The organism is Sorangium sp. So ce834 (assembly GCF_051521425.1).
In the GTDB taxonomy this organism is placed as follows: Bacteria; Myxococcota_A; Polyangia; order Polyangiales; family Polyangiaceae; genus Sorangium; species Sorangium cellulosum_D.
In genome coordinates, this window is sequence record NZ_CP150351.1 from 4,004,592 (window position 1) to 4,023,689 (window position 19,098).

Below are 19,098 nucleotides of genomic sequence, written 5' to 3' on the forward strand. Positions count from 1 at the left end.
ACTGCGTCAGTCGAGCGTGATGTTCTCGCGCGCGCTCTCGCGCCGCCGCCACCGGACGATGCCGAACGCCGCGAAGAGGATCGCCGGCAGGAGCGTGAGCGTCCACTGCACGCGCTGCTGCACGGTCTTGCGCTCCGCCCGGTACTCCTCGGCCTTCTTGGCCAGCGTGGCCTCGTCGTCCGAAGCCTCCTGCTTCGGCTTCTCGATGTCCGCGTAGGTCAGGTTGGTCTCGCCGAACATCTTCGCGGTCGCCGCGAGCAGCGTGCTGTCGCCCGCCATCCAGTCGAGGGTGTTCTTGAACGCCAGGATGGTGGCGGTCAGGTACTTCTGCGCGTAGGGCTGCGAGAGCATCAGGAGGTCCTCGTCGCCGCCCATCCCGCCCATCATCGCCATCTGCGGCGGCATGGGGGGCGGGTTGCCCGCGCGGGCGAACGGGTTCGCGAGGAACTGCGACGCCGAGAGCACGAGGATCCGGCTCGGGCTCGCGCTCTCCGCGGGCGCGGTGATCCCGAGCCCCTCCTGGCCGCCGAAGGCGCTCTTGAGCTTGCCCTCGATCGTCACGCCGATCGCGCGCTGCGCGTACTCGCCCTTCGGCTTCCAGTCGGCCGAGAACTTCATGTCGATGGTCTCGGACGTGTCGGCCGTGGTCTTCGGGGTGGAGCGCGCGACGACCTTCATCGCCGCCTCGGGCTGCTTCTCCGGGTGCGGCACGAGGGTCGACGGGAAGGGGAAGGCGAGCTCGGGGAGGCGGAAGAAGCCGGGGAACGACGAGTCGAGGATCTGCTCGTTCTCGTCGAAGCGGCTGTCCTCCTGGAGCTGGAGGATGCCCGGCGCGCGGAACCACATGAGCTGGCCCGACTGCGACTGGACCGGGATGGCCATCGAGCGGCTCCAGTCGAGGATCGCCTCCTTCTTCATCTCGACGCCGTAGCCGTCGAGCAGCTTCTCGAGGCCCCAGGTGTTGAGCGTCGCCTTCATCGACGGGTCGGACGCCTTGAGGTTCACCGCGCCGGCGAACACGGCGAGCGACTTGTCGCCGAGCATCAGGAACTGGTCGATGCGGCGCAGCTCCTTCTCGGTGAACTCCTTGCCCGGCTGCGTGATGACGAGGCCGGAGAGCTCCTTGTTGATCTCGGCGTCGCCGCCCTTCAGGTCGACGTCCTCGAACTTGTAGAACGGGAAGTGGTGCTCGAGCAGCGCCCGCATCGACGGGCCGCCCCGGCCGCCCTGCGAGGCGACGAGGTTCGGGTCGGTGAGCTTGATCTCGTCCTTGCCGGTCACGACGCCGATCTTCGTGTCGATGCCGTCCGCCTTGTCGCGGATCTCCCGGATGGTGTTCGTGATCCAGAACTCGAGGCCCTGCCCCTGATCGGGCGAGAGCATCGGGATCGCCTCCTTCTCGCTGCCGTACTTGAAGGCGATGCCCATGAACCCGCGGGTGATCGTCGCCTGGTCCTGGCCGGTCTCGCTCCCCTCGCCGAACGCGGCCTCCTGCAGGCCCGCCTCCTTGGCGGCGGCGCGCTGCTCGTCCGTCTTCGCCTCGATGATCGAGTAGTGGAGCTTGCCGTTCGAGGCCTGCTCGTACTCGTTCATCAGGTCGGTGAGGTCCTGGATGAACGCCTCGTGCTTCGGGAGCCCCCGGGTGACGTAGACGTCGATCTGGAGATCCTGCTTGAGCCCCTCGCGGACGAGGTGGGCCGAGCCCTTCGAGAGGGTGAACCTCTCGGTCTTCGTCATGTCGAAGCGCTTGTAAACGCCGTGCGAGATGACGTTGGCCACCACGAGGATGGCGGCCACGATGGCCAGATAGACGCCTGTCTGCGTCGCGGCTTTGGCTTTGCGTTCCATGGTAATCCTTACGCCCACTTCCTGCGCTCAAGCGCCCTGAACGCGGCCATGAGGCAGCCCGCGGTGATCGAGAGGAAGAAGACGATGTCTCGGGTGGACACCATGCCGCGCGCGAACGGCGTGAGGCGGGTGTCGAAGCTGATGAAGGCGAGGATGTCGCGGATGGCCGACGGGGCGTAGTCGGCGAGGTTGTCCACGCCGTGCAGGAACCCGAGCAGCAGGAAGGTGATGAAGAAGGCGATCACCTGGCTGTCCGTCAGCGACGAGATGAGGAGGCCGATCGAGACCGCCGCCGCGCTGTAGAGCACGAGGCCGATGTAGCCCGAGATCACCGGCCCGCTGTCGAGCGCGCCGAGGTGCCACGGCCACGAGAACATCAGGATCGGGTAGAGGATGGTCGAGAAGACGAGCACGAGGACGAGCCCCCACGCCCCGAGGAACTTGCCGAGGACGACCTCGTGGTCCTGCACGGGCAGGGTGATCAGCATCTCGAGCGTGCCGCTCCGCTTCTCCTCGGCGAGGAGCCGCATCGTGATGACGGGGATGATGAGGAAGGAGAGCCCGATCGGCGCCCACGAGAACAGCTGCACGAGCGAGGCGCGGTCCGCCTGCCAGAAGCCGCCGTTCATGAAGAAGAAGGTGACGCCGAGCGCGATCAGCCCGAAGCAGATCACGACATAGGCCAGGGGGGAATCGAAGTTGGAGCGGAACTCCCGCTTCGCGATGGTCAGGGTGGTGCTCATACCGTTCAGCCCTTCTTCTTGGCCGGCGCTTCGTCGTCGGCGCCTTCGTCCTCGTCGCCGGCGCGCTTCGCCTCGTCGCCGGCGCTGTCCTCGTCTTCGTCCTCGTCGTCCTCGTCCTCGTCGTCGGCCGCGGCGCTCGCCTCGTCCTCGTCGTCGAGGTCGTCGGTGATCAGCCGGCGGCCGCGGTCCTTGCGCTCGTCGCCGCGCGTGAGCGCCTTGAACACGTCCTCGAGGCTCTGCGAGTCGCGGCGCATCTCGAGGAGGAGCCAGCCCTTCTGCACGATGAGCTGGAAGAGCTCGGGCCGGACGTCGCCGCCGAGCGCGCCGAGGAGCTGGAAGCTGTGGGCGCTGTCGTCGGTCGGCAGCTCGGTGACGCTGGTGACGCCGGGCAGCCCGGCGAGCGCCTCCTGGACCTCCTGGGCCGTCGGGGGCTTGCGCGCGCTCGACCGGTAGCCGTCGCCGCCCTCGAAGACCTTCTTCTCGTGGACGGTGACGACGTAGCGGACCTTGCCGCTCTTCGCGCGGATGTCGTCGAGGGGGCCGTCGGCGACGACGCGCCCCTTGGAGACGATGATGGCGCGGGCACAGGCGGCCTCGACCTCGGAGAGGTTGTGGGTGGACAGGAGGATCGTCCGCTCTTTGCCGATCTCCTTGATGTAACGGATGACCTCCGCCTTTTCGTTCGGGTCGAGGTCGCTCGTCGGCTCGTCGAGGATGAGGATCGGCGGGTCGTGGACGAGCGCCTGGCCGAGGCCGACGCGCTGGCGATAGCCGTGGGAGAGGGTGCCGATGTCCTTACCGAGCACCTGGGCGAGGCCGCACACCTCGACGATCCCCTTCATCCGCTTCTTGAAGACCGACTGGTCGAGCCCGCGCATGTCCGCGACGAACGACAGGTACTCCCAGACGTTCATCTCGCCGTAGAGCGGGGCGCGCTGGGGCAGGTACCCGAGCTTGCGCCGGACATCGAGCGGCTCGTCGAAGACGTCGTATCCGTGGACCCGCGCCGTCCCGGCCGAGGCCGAGATGAAGCAGGTGAGGATGCGCATCGTCGTCGACTTGCCGGCCCCGTTTGGTCCGAGGAAGCCGACGACCTCGCCGCGATGGACCTCGAAGCTCACCTTGTCGAGCGCGCGCAGCGACCCATAGCGCTTGGTCAGCGAGCTCGCCTCGATCATCACATCGCTAGCCAAAATGACCTCCTTACGATGGTTCCTTGAGAAGCGGAGCGCCCTGCTCCGCGGTTCGCCCCTGGCGATCCCCCGCCCCTCACCGGCAACCTCGCCGTCGGGGCCCTGGATCGCCCATTACCCAGGCGAAGGGGGCGCCATCGTAGCGGCGGGGGGATCTGTGTCAACAGCGCCGACCCGAAGCGGCTGAGCCGGGGGTTTATTCCCGGCCGCCGGGCCCGCGCGCGGCCCCGCGCGCGGCGCGGTTGTCCGGGGTATCCACGGTTTGCGTGGGTGGGTGGGACGGCGGCGCTCCCCCCGGCGTGTCCCGGTCGGCGTGTCCCGGTCGTGCCGTGTTCGTCTGCTTCACGCCGCTGTCAAATTTCCTCTTGACCCGGGCGTCCATGTTGGACTAGTTGGCCACACCTCGCGTGAGCCTCATCGTCCAGAAGTTCGGCGGCACGTCCGTCGGGTCCATCGAGCGCATCCAGCGGGCGGCCGCCCGGGCGCTCGCCACACAGCAGGCCGGCCATGACGTCGTGGTCATCGTGAGCGCGATGGCCGGCGAGACGAACCGGCTGCTCAAGCTGGCGTCGGACATCGCGCCGGTCCCCGACGCGCGGGAGATGGACGCGCTCGCGGCGACCGGCGAGCAGGTCTCGGCGGCGCTGATGGCGATCGCGATCCAGGCGCAGGGCGGCAAGGCGCGGAGCTTCCTCGGCCACCAGCTGAAGATCCTGACGGACAGCGCGTACACGAAGGCGCGGATCAAGGCGATCGACGCCCAGCGGCTGCACGAGGCGCTGGCGGGGGGGAAGATCGCGGTGGTCGCCGGCTTCCAGGGCGTGGACGACGCGGGCAACATCACGACGCTCGGGCGCGGCGGCAGCGACACGAGCGCGGTGGCGATCGCGGCGGCGGTGGGCGCCGAGTGCGAGATCTACACGGACGTCGACGGCGTTTACACGACGGACCCGAACATCTGCAAGACGGCGCGGAAGATCGAGCGGATCAGCTACGAAGAGATGCTGGAGCTCGCCTCGCTGGGCGCGAAGGTCCTTCAGATACGGAGCGTGGAGGTTGCGATGAAGTATGGTGTCCCGGTGCACGTGCGGTCGTCGTTCTCGGACGTGCCGGGCACGTGGGTCGTCGGCGAGGAGCAGTCGCTCGAGAGCGTGACGGTGACGGGCGTGGCCCTCGACCGCAACGAGGCGCGGGTGATGCTGGTCGGCGTCGACGACAAGCCGGGCGTCGTGGCGCAGATCTTCGGCGCGCTGGCCGAGGAGAACATCAGCGTCGACATGATCATCCAGAACGCGCCGAGCTACGGCCTGGAGGCGCGCGGCGCGTCCGGCGAGGTGAAGGCCGACGTGACCTTCACGGTCGGCAAGGCCGATCTTCCGCGGGCCAAGCTGGTGATGGAGAAGATCGCCGGCGGCGTGCGCGCGGTGGGCATCCGCTACGAGGAGGACATCGTGAAGGTGTCGATCGTCGGCCTCGGGATGCGCACGCACTCGGGCGTGGCGGCGCGGATGTTCCAGCTGCTCGCGGCCGAGGGGATCAACATCCAGGCGATCTCCACGAGCGAGATCAAGATCTCGTGCCTGGTCTCGACGAAGTACGCTGAGCTCGCCGTCCGCGCGCTGCACGACGGCTTCGGGCTCGGCGCAAAAGCGTAACGCAACCTGTGCTACGGTCGTAATGCGCTCGCTGTGAGCGGCTCACCGACATGGTCGGTGCGGCTGCTCGCAGCGCGTTGCGTTATGGCGTCGCGATCGCTCCGCGAGGGGCGCACGGCGTTCTCTTTGTCGTCGTGGAGGTTCGCATGCGTAGCAGGGATGTTGGGCTGCTGGGGCTGGGGGCGCTCTGCGCCGTGGCGCTCCTCGTGGGCGCCGGCGGGTGTCAGCCGGAGGGGAACAGCGACGGCGCGCCGGCGGGGCCAGGGGGGCCCGGAGGGACGACCAGCACGGGCGGCAGCGGGGCAGGGACGAACGCGGGAGAGGGCGGCAGCGGGGGCGAGGCGGGGGCGGCCACGACGGGGAGCGCCGGTGGGGGCGGGGGAGGGACGGAGGATCCGCCGCCGGCCCAGGTGGTGACGATCCAGGACGTCACCATGGGCACGGTCGCGTCGGGGATCGTGGAGGTGAGGGGCGTCGTGGCGATGAGCCCGAAGTTCCTGGTGTCCCAGAGCAGCGCGGGCCGCTGTACCTACGGCGTGTATCTCTCCGCGCCGGGGCTGACCGAGACCGCGCCCTACTCCGGAATCCTCGCCGTGGATCGGGGGAGCGACGCCACCACGGGGTCCGGCGGGAAGCTGTATTGCGCCAAGCTCGGCGAGGAGCCCGCCGGGGGGGAGATCCCCGATGACGTCATGCCGGGAGACGTCCTGAACGTGGTCGGAGAGACGTCCTATTTCCTGCTGGACTTCTGCGGCGCGGACACATGCGGAGATCTCCAGTGCGATGAGGAGGAGCGCGCATGTCACGACGACGAGGCGGCGTGCGAGGCCGACGAGCACCAGTGCTGGGAGGATTGCAGCGCTGATCCCCTGCCGTACGTCGAGAGCAAGACCCGGCAGCGCCAGCTCGCCTATCTCACCAAGATGGAGAAGGTCGGGGACGCGCGCGCGCCCTTGCCAGAGCCGCACGCGCTGACCGCGGAAGAGGTCGCGTCGCTGAGCTCGGCCGCGGACGCGAGCTTTCATGACCGGTGGGGTGGGGTGAAGGTCCGGCTCCGCAACGTGGCGGCGGTGCCCTGGTCGCAGGGGAGCGTGGTGAATTACGGCAACATCGTCGCGGACACCGATCCTGGGGAGGGCGTCGCGAAGCTCCAGATCGGCAACGACATCTACTACCGCGGGTACGCGCCCCTGGATGACGCGTGCCACAAGGGGCCGGTCTTCGCGGACGCGGCGACGACCTGGCAGCAGGTCGATGGATTCAGCTCGCTGGACGGGTGTCTCTGGACCTTGCAGGTCGTCGATCCGTGCGCCGATTTCCTCCCGGCCAGCGGCATGTGCGGCACGAGGACGAGCTGCTCCTCCGAGCCGCAGCCGGGCTCGGAGTGACGGCGTGACGGCGCCGCCCCCGCGCATCGCCGCGGCGACGCGCGGGGGTGGCGCCTCGTCCGGCGCGCGCCGCTACGCCTGCGCCATCGCCGCGGCGAAGCGCAGGAGCCCCTCGCCCCAGCCGCCGAGGATGTACGTGCGATCGTAGAACTCGGGCACCAGGGTGTCCTGGTAGCCGGCGACCTGCACCAGGAACACGCGCACGTCGCGGTGCACGGCCGCGCGGTACGCCGCGACGAGCTTGGCCACGTCGATGTAGTGCCCGTTCCAGGCGAAGTCCGCGTAGTCCTTCGGGCGCGACCCGTAGAGGCCGCCGTGGCCGGCCTGCATGTCGCTCAGCACGAACACCGCGTCCCAGCGCTGCCGCTCGCGGATCGCGCGATCCCAGAACAGCCACACGCCGTTCTCGGTCGCCATCCCGATCGTGCGGGCGATCTGCTCCGCGCGGTCGAGCTGCGAGAACACGCTCTCCTGCTTGCGCACCGCGAAGGTCTCGAGCCGGTCGCCGAACACGCCGAGGTGCCCGTCGTCCGCGCGCATCCCGGCCACGACCCCCGTGAGGTTCGCGATCGTGGAGACGCGCATGGTGCCGAGGCTGCTCGTGGTCGTGCCCTGCGCGGATCCGCTGTTGTCGCAGAGCACCATCACCCGGCCCGGGAAGCGCGGCACCTCGCCGAGCGCGCGGTGCAGGCACTGCTCCACCGCGTCCAGCACGGCGCCCGGCGCGCACCCCTTCACCGCCCGGTAGGCGCTGTAGTACCGGAAGGGCAGCTGCTTGCCCTCCGCGGCCGTCGCCACGAGCTTCGGCAGGAACGCCTCGGCCGGCACGCCCGCCTCGATGAGGTTGCGCAGGTTGCGCAAGAGGGCCATGTGGCCCATGGCCGGCAGCGCCTTGCGCCACGCGCACCGGTTCGAGCCGCGGGCCGAGACGATCGCCTCCCAGGTGCGGCCGGTCGCGCGGAGCGCGCCCTTCGCGAGGCGGTCGACGCTCGGGCTCTTCGGGTGCACGAGGTTCACGACGTCCACGGTCTTGCTCCCCTTGCCCTCGAGCCGGTACTTCGCGAGGGCGTGATCGTCGAAGCGCTCGAGGGCGTCGCGCAGCGCGCGCTTCAGCGCGTTCGGCACCGGCTTGCCGAAGCGGTAGAGCTGGTACGCGAGGGCGACCGCCGGCTCGTCCGCGCGCTTCAGGATGCGCGGCGCGAAGCGGCGCACGAGGCCGGTCCCGCGCACCGCGGCGGCGTTCGCCGCCCGCACCAGGATGACCTGCGGCGTCGTGCGGAGGTGCTCCTCCTCGCGCAGCCGCGCCGCCTCGGCGAGCGTCGCCTCCGGGTCGGCCGCGAGCGCCTCGTCGATGGCCTTCTCGATCAGCGCCGCCGGCGAGAGCGCGCGCCACTCGGCCGGATCCACGGCGCCGAGCGTCTCGCGCAGGCGCTTCACGTCCGCGTCGGAGAGGCGCGCGCGGTCGGCCGCCTTCTTCTTGGCCTTCGCCGGGCGCGGGTCCGCCGGATCGCGGTGGTAGTACATGGGCTCGCCGAAGAAGCACGAGGAGGCCGCGAGGCGGAGGCGCTTCAGCGGATCGGCGATGTCGTAGGAGCGCCCGCCCATCCAGTTCAGGTGCGAGGCGCTGTCGCGCTGAGCCTTACGCTTGAGATGCTGAAAGAACGCCATGATGACACCTCCTCCCTCGGCGCACGCGCGGCGAGGGGTCGAGAGAGCGGGCGCAGCGCGGAGGATGGTGGTCACGGGGTTTGTCGTGTCGAAACGAAGGAGCCGTGACGCTCACTGCCGCGCTGCGCCCTTGTGCCAGAGGCGGGATTCGAACCCGCGACCTCGTCCTTAGGAGGGAAGTAACCCCGGATCTCACTGCCGGCGCTCATCGCGCCGGAGAACACCGTCCGGAGTTGTTTTCGCGCTCTACCGCTGAGCTACTCTGGCGTGGACGCTGGGGGTTATTGCAGGGAGGATGCCAGGCGGCCTCGGGCGGGGTTTTCCGGGGGGAGCCGCGCGGAACGAGCGCCGGGCACGAGGATGGCCTATCCCGAAGGATAAAACCGTAGATGCTGGGATAGAGGGGTGAAGCCCACGAAATCCCCTCCCGCCGCTCGCGCGGCTCGGGTAGAGAGCTCTGGCTGGGCCCGCCCGTTGCGCCGTGGAGCTGCCCCCATGTCCGATTCCTACATCTATCAGCGCGATATCGAGGAATACGGCCGCTTCACCGCGTCGCAGATCCGGACGCTCGTCGTGCCGGTCGACGCGGGCTTCCAGCAGGCGCTGCGCGCCGTCGCGGCGCGGCTCGACGCCGCGACCGCGGCCTCGCGCAAGGCGATGCTGGAGGCGATCGCGGCTGCGGCGGCGGCCCCGGCGTCCAGCGCCGCGAGGAGACGCCAGGCCGACGCGGTCGCGCGGGGCCGCGACCTGCTGCGCCGCCTCGTCGAGCGCGCCGCGTCTCGGCCCGGCGGGGTCGCGCTCGCCCGCGACCTCCTTCAGGGCCAGAGCCTCGCCACGGTGCTCCGCGCCCGCCCCGCGAAGCTCGCCGAGGCGCTGGCGCACGCGGCGGAGGTGCTCGAGCAGCGCAAGCGTCCGCTGCCCGAGGGCGAGGCGTGGGGGGCCGAGCTGGAGCGCGCCCGGGGTGCCCTCGATCCGTTCCTCCGGAGCGTGCGCAAGACCCGGCTCGCCCGCCGCACGATGACCCCCGAGGTGAAGGCCGCGCGCGCCGAGTGGCTCACCGTCTACGGTGCGGCGAAGCTCCTCGTGGAGTGCGTGCTCCGGCTCCACGGCAAGGTGCCCCTGATGCCGCAGATCTTCGACGATCTCGCCGGCGCGGGCCGCGCCCCCGGCGAGCCGGTGAGCCCGGCGCAGCGTCCGGCCACCCGCGCCGCGTGAAGCCTCCTGTCCTCTCCGGCGCCTGACCGCGTCCGACGCGCAGGCCTCGACGCCGTGGGGCCGAGGCGAGCGCGCTCGCCGCGCGGCGCGGGGAGCACCGATGTCGAGCCGTCGGGAATACGGGCCTACCGCGCCCCGAGGTGCGTCCGGAAGAACCGCACCAGGTGCCCGTACTGGAGCACCTGGTTGTCGCGCTTCTGCACCCCGTGCCCCTCGTCGGCGAACAGGATGAGCTCCGACGGGATCTTCTTCGCCTCCAGCGCCTGCTGGATCTGCACCGACTCGCCCGCGGGCACGCGCGGATCGGTCACCCCCTGCATGATCAGCAGAGGCGCCTTCACGCGATCGAGGTAGGTGATCGGCGACAGCTTGAGCAGCGCCTCCCGGTCCTTCTCGGGATCACCGTACTCGGAGATCCGGAGGATGCGCCGGTAAGGCGCGGTGTTCTGGAGGAACGTCACCAGGTTGCTCATGCCGACGACGGCCGCGCCCGCGTCGTAGGCGCCGGCGAACATCGTCATGCCGATCAGCGCGGCGTAGCCGCCGTAGCTGCCGCCGAAGACGCCGACCCTCGGCGGCCGGCCCTCGTGACCGAAGCTCGCCCTGACGAACTTCGCGGCGTCCTCGATGTCCGTGACCACGTCGAGCCGCTTCGCGCCGTCGTCCGCGTGCAGCCACGTCTTGCCGTATCCGTCGCTCCCCCGGACGTTCGGCTCGACGAACACGAACCCCGCGTCCACGAAGATCTGCGCCCGCGCGTTGAACCCCGCCCTGGTCTGGCTCTCCGGGCCGCCATGGAAATGGACGATCACCGGACACGGCCGCTCGCACTGGGCAGGGCGCCGCACGAACATCGGGATCTGCGCGCCGTCGCGCGCCGGATAGGACTCCAGCGTGACCGCCGCGAACGCGTCCGGCGGCATCTCGGGCGTGCTCGGGGTGTGCCACTGCGTCAGCTTGCCGGTCGTCCAGTCGAGGACATAGCTCGCCGCCGGCGCCCTCGAGGTCTCCAGGAGCAGCGTCGTGAACCGGCCGTCCGGCGTCGTCGCGACCGGCACCACGTGATCCGCCGCCGGCAGCGCGGGCAGCTTGACCTCGCGGTACGACCTCGCGTCGAGCGCGCGGAGCCGCGTGTAGCCCCGCTCGTTCACCGTGTAGAGCACCCGCCTCCGCGCCCGATCGATGGAGAAGGCGCTGACGTCGAACGGGATCTCCGGCGTGATCGGCGTGAGCTTCCCCGCCTTCCAGCTGTAGAGCCGGCGGTGCTCCCCGAGGCGCGGCGTGAGGACGAGGACCTCGCCGGGCGCCGCGCCGTACATGGCCCTGTAGTCCTCGCGCTCGCCCTGCCCGAAGAGGGGAGTCAGCGTCCCGGCCGCGGGATCGGCCTTCGCGGCGCCCGGCGCGCCCGGCGCCCACTCGTAGAGCTCGCTCATGTTGGAGCCGACGTCCTTGGCGAGCAGCAGGCGGCCGCCGGCCGCGGCGTCCACGGCGCGCCAGATGCCCTCGCGATCGAACACGAGCTCGCGCTGCTTCGACGCGATGTCATACCGGTAGATGGCATACGCGTCCTTCTTGATGTCGTTGGCCCGGTGATAGACGGTTCGCCCGTCGTCGGAGACGAGCTGCAGCTGCGTCTGCACGCCGGGCTCGTGCTGGATGGCGAGGAGCGGCCCGCCCTTCGCGTCCTGGAGATAGAGCCCGGGGTTCTCCTCGCCCTTGCGATCGCGCGAGAGGACGAGGTGCGCGCCGCCCGGCGTGACGTCCACCACCACCGTCGGATCCTCGCCGCCCGTCAGCTGCAGCGGGAAGCGCTGCGGCCCGTCGAGCCGGAAGACCTGCCTCGTCCCCGTGATCGTCCAGGTGAAGTAGAGCGCCTTGCCGTCCGGCCCGAGGACGCCGCCCCCGGGCGCGCGCACGTCGAGCAGCGCCTGGATCCGGCGCGACACGTCGTCCGGGAGCGGAGGCGGGGCGTAACGCGCCAGGATCTCGGGAGCGACGCTCGCCGCGCCGTGCCCCTCGTACCCCGGCCGCTCCGGCGCGGGCGCAGGCCGCGCCGCCTCGGCGGGGGCCGACGGCGAAGGCGCGGGCGCTGCGGGCCGGGGCGCGGCCGGCGCAGGCGCCGTCGGGGCGGGCGCGCACGCGGCGGAGAGGGCCAACAAGCCGACCAAGGGGCGCAGCGCGCCGTCGTGGCGCGGGCGCCGCGTCGAGCGGGACGACATGCGGCGCATTTCGCCGGAGCGGCCGCGCCCCGGCAAGGTCAAAGGCCGCGGCGCGACCGGCCCGGATCGCCGGCGCGGCGGCGCCCCGGCGGGTGGTGGCCGGATTTGAACATGAAGGCGGGAAGGCGGGAAGAAAAGATCAATGATCTTCCTGCCTTCCCGCCTTCATGTGAATCACTCCGGGGCAAATTGGGCCACCACCCCCCGGCGAGCCCCGAGGCCGCGGCGGCGACCGGGGCTGCTCCGTCGGGCTCGCGGGGCGGCTCAGTCGGGCTCGCCGGGGAGCTTCAGGCGGCCGAGGGCCGCTTCCGCCGCCGCGAGCTCCGCCGCGATATTCCGCAGCAGCTCGGCCTCCTCCCCCTGGAGCGAGATGTTCGGGACGAGCGCGTTCAAGGCCCGGCGGTTGTACGCGAGCCCGAGCGGCGAGCCCTTCTCCAGGTTCATCGCCATGGACTCGGCCAGGAGCGAGAGCGCCTCGCGGTGCAGCCCCTTCGCCGAGAGCACCTCCGCGAGCGCGGCCGTCGAGCGGGCCAGCCCGATGAGATCGCCGAGCGCCTCCTCGGCCTCGATCGCCGCGGTGAGGCGCTGCGTCGCGCGATCGAGGCGGCCCTTGCGGAGCTCCAGCCGGCCGATCGTCTCCCACACCCGGGCGAGCTCCCGGGTGTCGCCGAGCTGCTTGTAGGTGCGCTCGGCGGCGAGCGCGTGATCGATCCCCATCGACAGGGCGTCGGACTCGCGCCCGGGCCGGGCGGGGACGTGGAGCGGGATCCGCGCGAAGAGGTGATCCGTCTCGGCCAGCTCGACGCGCGCCAGCGGATCGACCCGGGCCCGCTCCTCGAAGACCCGGCGCGACTCGGTGAGGAGGTGCGTCGCCCGGACGGGATCGCCCATGCGCACGTAGACCGCCGCCTGATCGTTGAGCAGCCGGGCCGAGCCGAGCGCGTCCCCGGCGTCGAGCAGCAGGCGGCTCGCCGTCGTGAGCTCCTCCAGCGCGCGCTCCAGCGAGCGCAGGTCGCCGACGTCGTAGCAGACGCTCGCGATGAGCGCGGCGACCTCGGCGTGCAGCTCCGGCGGGTCGCCCTGCGTGAGGAGCGCCCGCGCGGCGTCGAGCACCTCGAGCGCGCCCGCGAGCGTGAACGCCGGATCCGGGACGGCCGCCTGCCATTGCACCCGGGCGATGCCCGCGAGCGCGCCGATGCGGAGCCGCCGGCGCGCGGGGGTGGACGGCAGGCCGTCGAGCAGCGCGAGCGCCTTCTGCCCGTAGCTCAGCGCCTGGGGGTACGCGCCCATGGCGGCCGCCTCCGCCGCGGCCGCGCGGTAACGCCGCGCCGCCTCCTCGAGCTCGCCGGCCTCGGTCAGGTGGGCTGCCGCGCGCGCGTCGTGGGGCCGGCGTCCGGCGCCGGGCGCGGCGCTCGGCGCCTCGGCGGGGTCGGGCTCCGGCGGGGCCGGGTGCATGGACACGCCGAGCGGCGCCGCGCCGCGCAGCGATTCGGCCGCCGCGCGCGCCGGGTCGACGCGCGCTCCGCCGGCGGCGTCGGTCGCCGGAGGCCGGAAGGACGGGCGGGATCCGCCGGGAGACGACCGCTCGGACAGCGCGGCGGGGACGCGCAGCGCGGCCCCGCGGAGCGAGCGGCTCGGCTCGTCCGCCGGGGCGCCGGCGCCGCCGGGCGCGAGATCGCGGGGCACCCGCACCGGGCCCGGGATGGGCGCGTCCAGCGAGTCGGGCGGGGCGTCGAACCGGACGGACTCGGGCGGCTCGGAGAGGCGGCGGCTCTCCGGGTTGCGGTGGAACAGCTCGGCGTAGGGCCATGGCGGGTTGCCCGGCCCGGCGGGCGCGATCGGCGTGGACCGGTCCTGGCCGACGCGCGGCGGCGCGCGGCGCGCGCTGTTCATGGGCGGGCCGCCGGCATAAGCCGCGGCCGGCGGCGGCCGCAGCGTCTCCGCCGCGCGAGGTACCCCGCCGCGCGCCGCCAGGAGCGCGGCGTCGGCGCCCTTGTCCCGCTCGTCGGCGGCCGCCGCGCCGCTGCCCTCGTGGCCGTGCAGCGCGGCGGCGGCGGGCGCCCCCGGCGAGGCGGCCGTCGGCGGGGGCATCGCGGCGCTCGTGCGCGGCGTCGCGACGGCGGGGATCGACGTGGACGACGGGGTGGTCGCGATCGGCCCCGCCGCGCCGGGCCTCGCCAGCCCGGCGGCCCGCGCGGCCGCCTCGTCGCCGCGCGGCGCGCTCAGGCCAGTGCCGCTGGCGAGGTGCCGCTCGACGGCCGGCGCCAGGGTGGCCGCGTGCTGGGTCGGCGGCGCCGCGGCGTGCGCCGGCGGCGCGGCGCTGGGCGCGGGCGGCGCGGGAGGCGCCGCGGCGAGGCTCTTCGCGGGGTCGGGCGCGGCGGCGCTCGCTGCGGCGCGCGGCTCGTGCGCGGCGGGGGCGTCCGGCGCGACCGGCTCCTCGCTGAGGAGCGTCGCGAGCCGCCGGTGCCACAGCCGCGCGAGCGACGGGAGGATCGACCCGCGGAGCGCCTCGACGGTCGCCGGCGGGAGATGGAACCGCCCCTCGCCGCGGTCCTCGACCGGAACGCCCGCGTCGGCGGCGCGCTGCAGCGCCTCGAGCACGTCGACCGCGTCCACGCGGAGGAGCGCGGCGACGAGCTCGCTCTCGAACCCCGAGCCGACGATCGCGCCGGCCCGGAGCACCCGGAGCACCTCGCCGGGCAGCTCGCGCAGCGCGATCTGCGCGGGCGGCGGGGGCGCGCTCACGCTCGTCAGCGTGGTCGTCGCCTCCGGCGGCCGGAGGATCGCGTCGGCGCCGAGGGCGGCGCGCACCGCGTTGAGCAGCTCGCCGGCGGGGCCGGCGGGCGCGTGCAGGCGGAAGGACAGGACGAGCGCGACCCGGAGCGCCTCGGGGCGGGCCACCACCCGCCGCAGCACGTCGAGCGAGGCGTGATCGGCGAGCTCCACCGCGTCGAAGACGATGGCCCACCGGCGATCGGTCTGCTGCGCGAGGCGGTTCGCGGTCTCGATGAACTCGACGTCGACCATCCGCTCGTGCACGTCGCCGAGGAGCCGGCGCCGGAGCCCCGAGACGACGCGGCTCCGCGCCTGATCGAGCAGCGGGGGCGCCCCGCCGACGAGCCGCTCGACCTTGGTCCGCACCTCGTGCAGCGGCCCCAGCGTCACCTCCGGCACGTCGCAGCGCACGCGCAGGACGCGCAGCCCGAGGTGGGGCGGAGGCTCGCCGGGGACGATGTCGAGCAAGGCGGTGTGCCTGCCCTCAGAGACGCGCTGCCAAAGCTGTTCCACGGTCCGCTCCTTCCGTAGGGCTCGCGGTCACCTCTCCCCCGTGCGCGCGGCGACCTAGTAGCCCCAGAGGAACTCCGCGCGGGCGAACGCCGTGAAGTAGCTCCCCGGACCGTCGCCCGCGCCGGGGAGGAGCAGCGTGTACTTGCCGGCGAAGCCCGCGGCGAACTGGCGGTTGAAGGCGTAGTCGATGCCGAACGGGACCGAGACCCCGAACTGCCCACGGTGGCAGCTCGGCTGGCCATACGAGCCGCACGGCGCGAGGCGCACGCTGTCGTACGCGCCGGTCATGACGCCGATGTACGGCACCCACTGCAGGATATCGATGACGTAGGTGGCGCCGGCCGAGGCGCCGAGGAACATGAGATCGCCCCCCGGGTGCGACGCGGTGTCGAGCTCGACGATCGCGTTGAACGCGTCCGTGAGCCCGTAGGCGACGTGCAGGCCGCCGCCGAGCCCCGGGTACGTCCCGCCGTCGGCGAGGAGCGCGTACCCGATGCTGGCGCCGGCGTGCCATTGCCGTTCGAAGGCGTCGGCCCGCGAGGGGGTGAGGAGCGCGGCGAGCGCGAGCGCGGCGGCGGCGGCGGTCAGCGGGGCGGCAGGGGAGCGTCTCATGGTCGGTGGCGGCGAGCAGCCCAGGGCGCCCCCGCGCCGAACCAGGGAGCGAGGGCGACGACGGCGCGCGCCGGGCGCTCGAGGGGCGCGCGCGGCGCGAGGCTAGCACGCGCGCCGCGGGACATGCTCAGCGGAGCTGCTCGCGGCGGGGGGAGGCGCGGGACGCGCCCACGTCCTCCTCCTCGAGCTCGTCGGCGTAGATCCGCGCCGCAGGGTCGGCCGCGCCGTGGCCCGGATCGATGCGGAGCGAGGGCTGGGGGAAGCGGACGCCGGCCGCCCCGGCGACGCCGGGGAAGGTGTAGAGGATCTCGCCGCGCTCGCCGATCTCGACGCCCACCTCGTCGGGGCGCTCCTTGGCGAGCTCGGTGAGCAGGGCGTCGGCCTCCGGGGCCGGCAGGTCGAGCGCGACGCCGACCTCCTGCGCGGTGAGCGGGCGGCGGCGGTGCGACGCGAGGGAGAAGATCGCCTGGACCTGCGCGTCGCGGGAGGCCTTCACCCCGGACCGGGAGAGCTTCCGCCCGCTGATGAGGAGGAGCAGACCGAGCGTCAGGGCGATGAACCCGATCGGCAGGCCGATCGCGAGGCCGGCGATCGAGCCCGGGAACAGCGCGGCCGCGCCCAATCCGAGGAGCAGCGCCAGCGCGGTGCCCCCGATGAGGACCAGCCAGCCGAGCGCCCCCGCGACGGCCCCGCCGACCCTGGACGGCTTCCCCGCCAGGCTGACCGACTTGCCCGCGAAGGGCAGGCGCTCCCGGCCGCACGCGGTGCAGTACGCCGCGAGCCCGCGGTGGATGACCGGCGCGTTCTTTCCGCAATGAGGACACATGACGACTCTCTCCGCGAGCAGCTCTTCGCGAGCCAGGCTGTAGCGTAGGAACCGAGCACCCCCACCGCCAGATGTACGATGATGTGCTCTCCAGGTTTTTCGGGGGCACGCCGCGGAACGCCGGCGCGATGGGGTCCGTCCCGGTGCGATGTGCACGGCGCGCGCGGGCGCGCGGGCCTCAGAGACCGAGGTAGCGCGCGATCTCGGCGCGGGCCGGGTCGGAGGCCACGGCGCGCAGGACCTCGTACCGGCGTTGCCACGCGGCCGCGCTGCCGTCGTCTCCGCGCCACCGCGCCGCCTCGGCCCGGGCGAAGGCGACGTGTCGGAGCGAGAAGCGGGGGGCGTCGAGCGCGAGGAAGGCATCGAGCCACACCTCGGCGTCCCCTTCGCCCTCGCCGAGCAGCTGCGCCGCGAGCGCGGCGTACGGGACGAGCGCGGGCGGCGCGTCGCCCCGGCGGCGGAGGGCGGCGTAGCGGAGCGCGCGGCGCGTGGCCGGCGGCGCGTCGCGCGCGGCGCTCCAGGCGGCGAGCGCGCGCGCGAACGCCGGCTGGTCGCCGCGCGCCCAGGGCGCGTCGAGGCGCGCGAAGCCGACCCAGGGCCACGCGGCCGAGAGGTCCGCCGGCAGCAGCGCGGGCGGGCCGCCCTGCCGGAGCGGCGAGCCGCCATGGGGGGCGGCGAGGGCGAGCCGGGTCCACCGCGCGCGCGCCTCGAGCAGCGCGAGCCCGGCGAGCCCCGGCGGCGCGTCGCCGGCGCCCGCCGCGCGCGCGGCCGCGGCCTCCTCGTCGGCGAGCACCGCCGCGCGCGCGGCGTCGAGCCGGCGCCCCAGCGAGGCGAGGAGCTCGGCGCGCTGCAGGTGCACGGCCGCGCGGAGGGCCGGCGGCGCCGCGGCGAGATCGGCGCGCTCGAGGAGGTCGAGCGCGCGCGCGCGATCGCCGGCGAGGGTCCACGCGCTCGATCGCGCGAGCGCGCGGGCCGCCTCCGGCGCGAGCGCGCCGACGCGGTCCAGGGCGTCGATCGCGCGGGGCGCGTCGCCCTCGAGGGCGAGCTCGCGCGCGGCCGCCAACGCGAGGGCTCCCGCGGCGGCCCGCAGGGCATCGCCGTCGGGCGGCGAGAGCTCGGGGGCGGCGGCCAGCTCGGCGGCGCGCGCCGCGGCGCGCGCGCGCAGCGAGCCGGCGACCACGGGCCTCGCGAGCCCGCGCTCCGGCAGCCAGTCGAGCGCGCGCAGCGAGCCCTCGCTCCGCGAGAGCGCCGCGCCGGCCGCCGGGCGCGCCGGGGCAGCGCCGGCTCCGGCGCCCACGACCGCGAGGGCGTCCGCGCCGGCCGCCTCGGTCGCGTCGCCCTCCGGCCGCGCGAGCGCGGCGGCCTCGACGGCGTCGAGCGCGCCGTCCTCCGCCAGCGCCACGGCGAGCAGATCGCCGCGGGCGTCCGGATCGAGCGCGTCGGCGGAGGCGAGCAGGTCCCGGATCGCGCGCACGGCGCGCCCCTTCGCCTCGGCGGCGTCCCCGCGGGCGGCGGCGAGGCGGGCGCGCTGCGCGAGCCGCACCTCCACGACGTCGGCCGCGCCGGCCTCGGGGGCTTCCGGCATCGGCGGGGGCTCCACGCCGGCCCGGGCGGCGCAGGCGACGAGGACGGCGCGGACCTCGCCCCAGTTGCGCACCATGCCCGCGTGGCGCTTCGAGGCCCGGTCGTCCTGGATCAGCGTCAGGAGCTCGGCGCCGCGCTTCGCGTCCGCGCTCGTGCCGAGGCAGAGGATCGCGGCGACCGTCGTGCGCAGATCCTCGTCGCGGGGGTCCATCCCCGCGTAGCCGTTCGCGATCGCGAGCGCGCGCGGCAGGTCGCCCTCGGCGAGCGCCGCGCGGAGGGTGTGCACGCGCACGTGCCAGTCGGGCCAGCGATCCGGCTGACCGAGGAGCGCGCGGCGGTCGCCGAGCCGCGCCGCCTCGCGCGCGAGGCTCGGCGCGCCGCACGAGGGCCCCAGCTCGTCGAACGTGATGCGCCTGGAGCCGGCGGCGACCGTGGCCTCGGCCGTCGCCACCGCCTCGGCCGCCCGGGCGAGCGCCGCGCCATCGGGCCGGCCGACGGCGGCGTCGACGTACTCGGCGACCGCGGCGCGCGCGCCGAGCTCCTCGGCCAGCGCGCTCGCCGCGCCGTAGGTCCACGGCAGCCGCGACGGCAGCGCGAACCAGCGGATCTCGGGCCGGCAGTCGGGGAGCGCGGGGCCGCGCGGCGCCTCGATCGACGCGAGGCACGCCGCGGCGCTGCGCCTGCCGGCGAAGACCACCGCGACGGGCGCGAGGAGCGCGGACACGACGAGCGCCACGGTCGCCGTGGCGAGCACCAGGGCGAGGGCGCGCCGCCAGCGCGGCCGCGGGGCCGCGGGGCCGCGGCGCAGGAGGGAGCCGTCGCCTTCACGGGGCCGTGTCGTGGGCTGCGCGCGCACGGG

At 73.7% G+C, this 19,098-nt stretch carries 12 protein-coding genes and 1 tRNA gene; 3 read left to right on the forward strand and 10 right to left on the reverse strand.

From position 1 onward, the window contains the following. Positions 1-6: 6 nt before the first annotated feature. The 3 genes from WMF20_RS14610 to WMF20_RS14620 are packed head-to-tail and all read right to left on the reverse strand — an operon-like array spanning position 7 to position 3,784. Positions 7-1,848, reverse strand: a complete 1,842-nt coding sequence (locus tag WMF20_RS14610; RefSeq protein ID WP_129574920.1) for a GldG family protein — start codon at positions 1,846-1,848, stop codon at positions 7-9. 8 nt (positions 1,849-1,856) lie between these two features. Then, the gene (locus WMF20_RS14615; protein WP_129574921.1) at positions 1,857-2,591 is read right to left on the reverse strand and encodes an ABC transporter permease; all 735 of its coding nucleotides are present in this window, start codon (positions 2,589-2,591) and stop codon (positions 1,857-1,859) included. A 5-nt stretch (positions 2,592-2,596) separates the two neighbouring features. Then, the gene (locus WMF20_RS14620; protein WP_437614123.1) at positions 2,597-3,784 is read right to left on the reverse strand and encodes an ATP-binding cassette domain-containing protein; all 1,188 of its coding nucleotides are present in this window, start codon (positions 3,782-3,784) and stop codon (positions 2,597-2,599) included. A 407-nt stretch (positions 3,785-4,191) separates the two neighbouring features. On the opposite strand from WMF20_RS14620, the gene WMF20_RS14625 reads away from it, so the two are divergent. Together WMF20_RS14625 and WMF20_RS14630 are read left to right on the forward strand one after the other, a co-directional pair. After that, on the forward strand, positions 4,192-5,439 hold the full coding sequence (locus WMF20_RS14625) for an aspartate kinase (protein WP_437617123.1): 1,248 nt from the start codon (positions 4,192-4,194) through the stop codon (positions 5,437-5,439). Between the two features lie 146 nt (positions 5,440-5,585). Further along, entirely contained in the window at positions 5,586-6,827 is a 1,242-nt protein-coding gene (locus tag WMF20_RS14630; RefSeq protein WP_437614125.1) for a hypothetical protein, read from the forward strand. 72 nt (positions 6,828-6,899) lie between these two features. Here the strand turns inward: WMF20_RS14630 and WMF20_RS14635 are convergent, their stop codons facing one another. Together WMF20_RS14635 and WMF20_RS14640 are read right to left on the reverse strand one after the other, a co-directional pair. After that, on the reverse strand, positions 6,900-8,495 hold the full coding sequence (locus WMF20_RS14635; RefSeq protein WP_437614127.1) for a TROVE domain-containing protein: 1,596 nt from the start codon (positions 8,493-8,495) through the stop codon (positions 6,900-6,902). Between the two features lie 133 nt (positions 8,496-8,628). Continuing rightward, a tRNA-Arg gene (locus tag WMF20_RS14640) sits at positions 8,629-8,762 on the reverse strand. 228 nt (positions 8,763-8,990) lie between these two features. Between WMF20_RS14640 and WMF20_RS14645 the strand changes: the two genes are divergently transcribed. Beyond that, positions 8,991-9,710 (forward strand): hypothetical protein, encoded by a 720-nt coding sequence (locus WMF20_RS14645; RefSeq protein WP_437614129.1) that lies wholly within the window; start codon positions 8,991-8,993, stop codon positions 9,708-9,710. A 125-nt stretch (positions 9,711-9,835) separates the two neighbouring features. Here the strand turns inward: WMF20_RS14645 and WMF20_RS14650 are convergent, their stop codons facing one another. From WMF20_RS14650 to WMF20_RS14670, 5 genes are all read right to left on the reverse strand, one after another. Then, the gene (locus tag WMF20_RS14650; protein WP_437614131.1) at positions 9,836-11,929 is read right to left on the reverse strand and encodes a S9 family peptidase; all 2,094 of its coding nucleotides are present in this window, start codon (positions 11,927-11,929) and stop codon (positions 9,836-9,838) included. A 264-nt stretch (positions 11,930-12,193) separates the two neighbouring features. Next, positions 12,194-15,217 (reverse strand): hypothetical protein, encoded by a 3,024-nt coding sequence (locus WMF20_RS14655; RefSeq protein WP_437614133.1) that lies wholly within the window; start codon positions 15,215-15,217, stop codon positions 12,194-12,196. A 54-nt stretch (positions 15,218-15,271) separates the two neighbouring features. Continuing rightward, positions 15,272-15,829, reverse strand: a complete 558-nt coding sequence (locus WMF20_RS14660) for a hypothetical protein (protein ID WP_437614135.1) — start codon at positions 15,827-15,829, stop codon at positions 15,272-15,274. 127 nt (positions 15,830-15,956) lie between these two features. Continuing rightward, the gene (locus WMF20_RS14665) at positions 15,957-16,655 is read right to left on the reverse strand and encodes a hypothetical protein (protein ID WP_437614137.1); all 699 of its coding nucleotides are present in this window, start codon (positions 16,653-16,655) and stop codon (positions 15,957-15,959) included. 178 nt (positions 16,656-16,833) lie between these two features. Next, on the reverse strand, positions 16,834-19,095 hold the full coding sequence (locus tag WMF20_RS14670; protein WP_437614139.1) for a hypothetical protein: 2,262 nt from the start codon (positions 19,093-19,095) through the stop codon (positions 16,834-16,836). Positions 19,096-19,098: the final 3 nt, after the last annotated feature.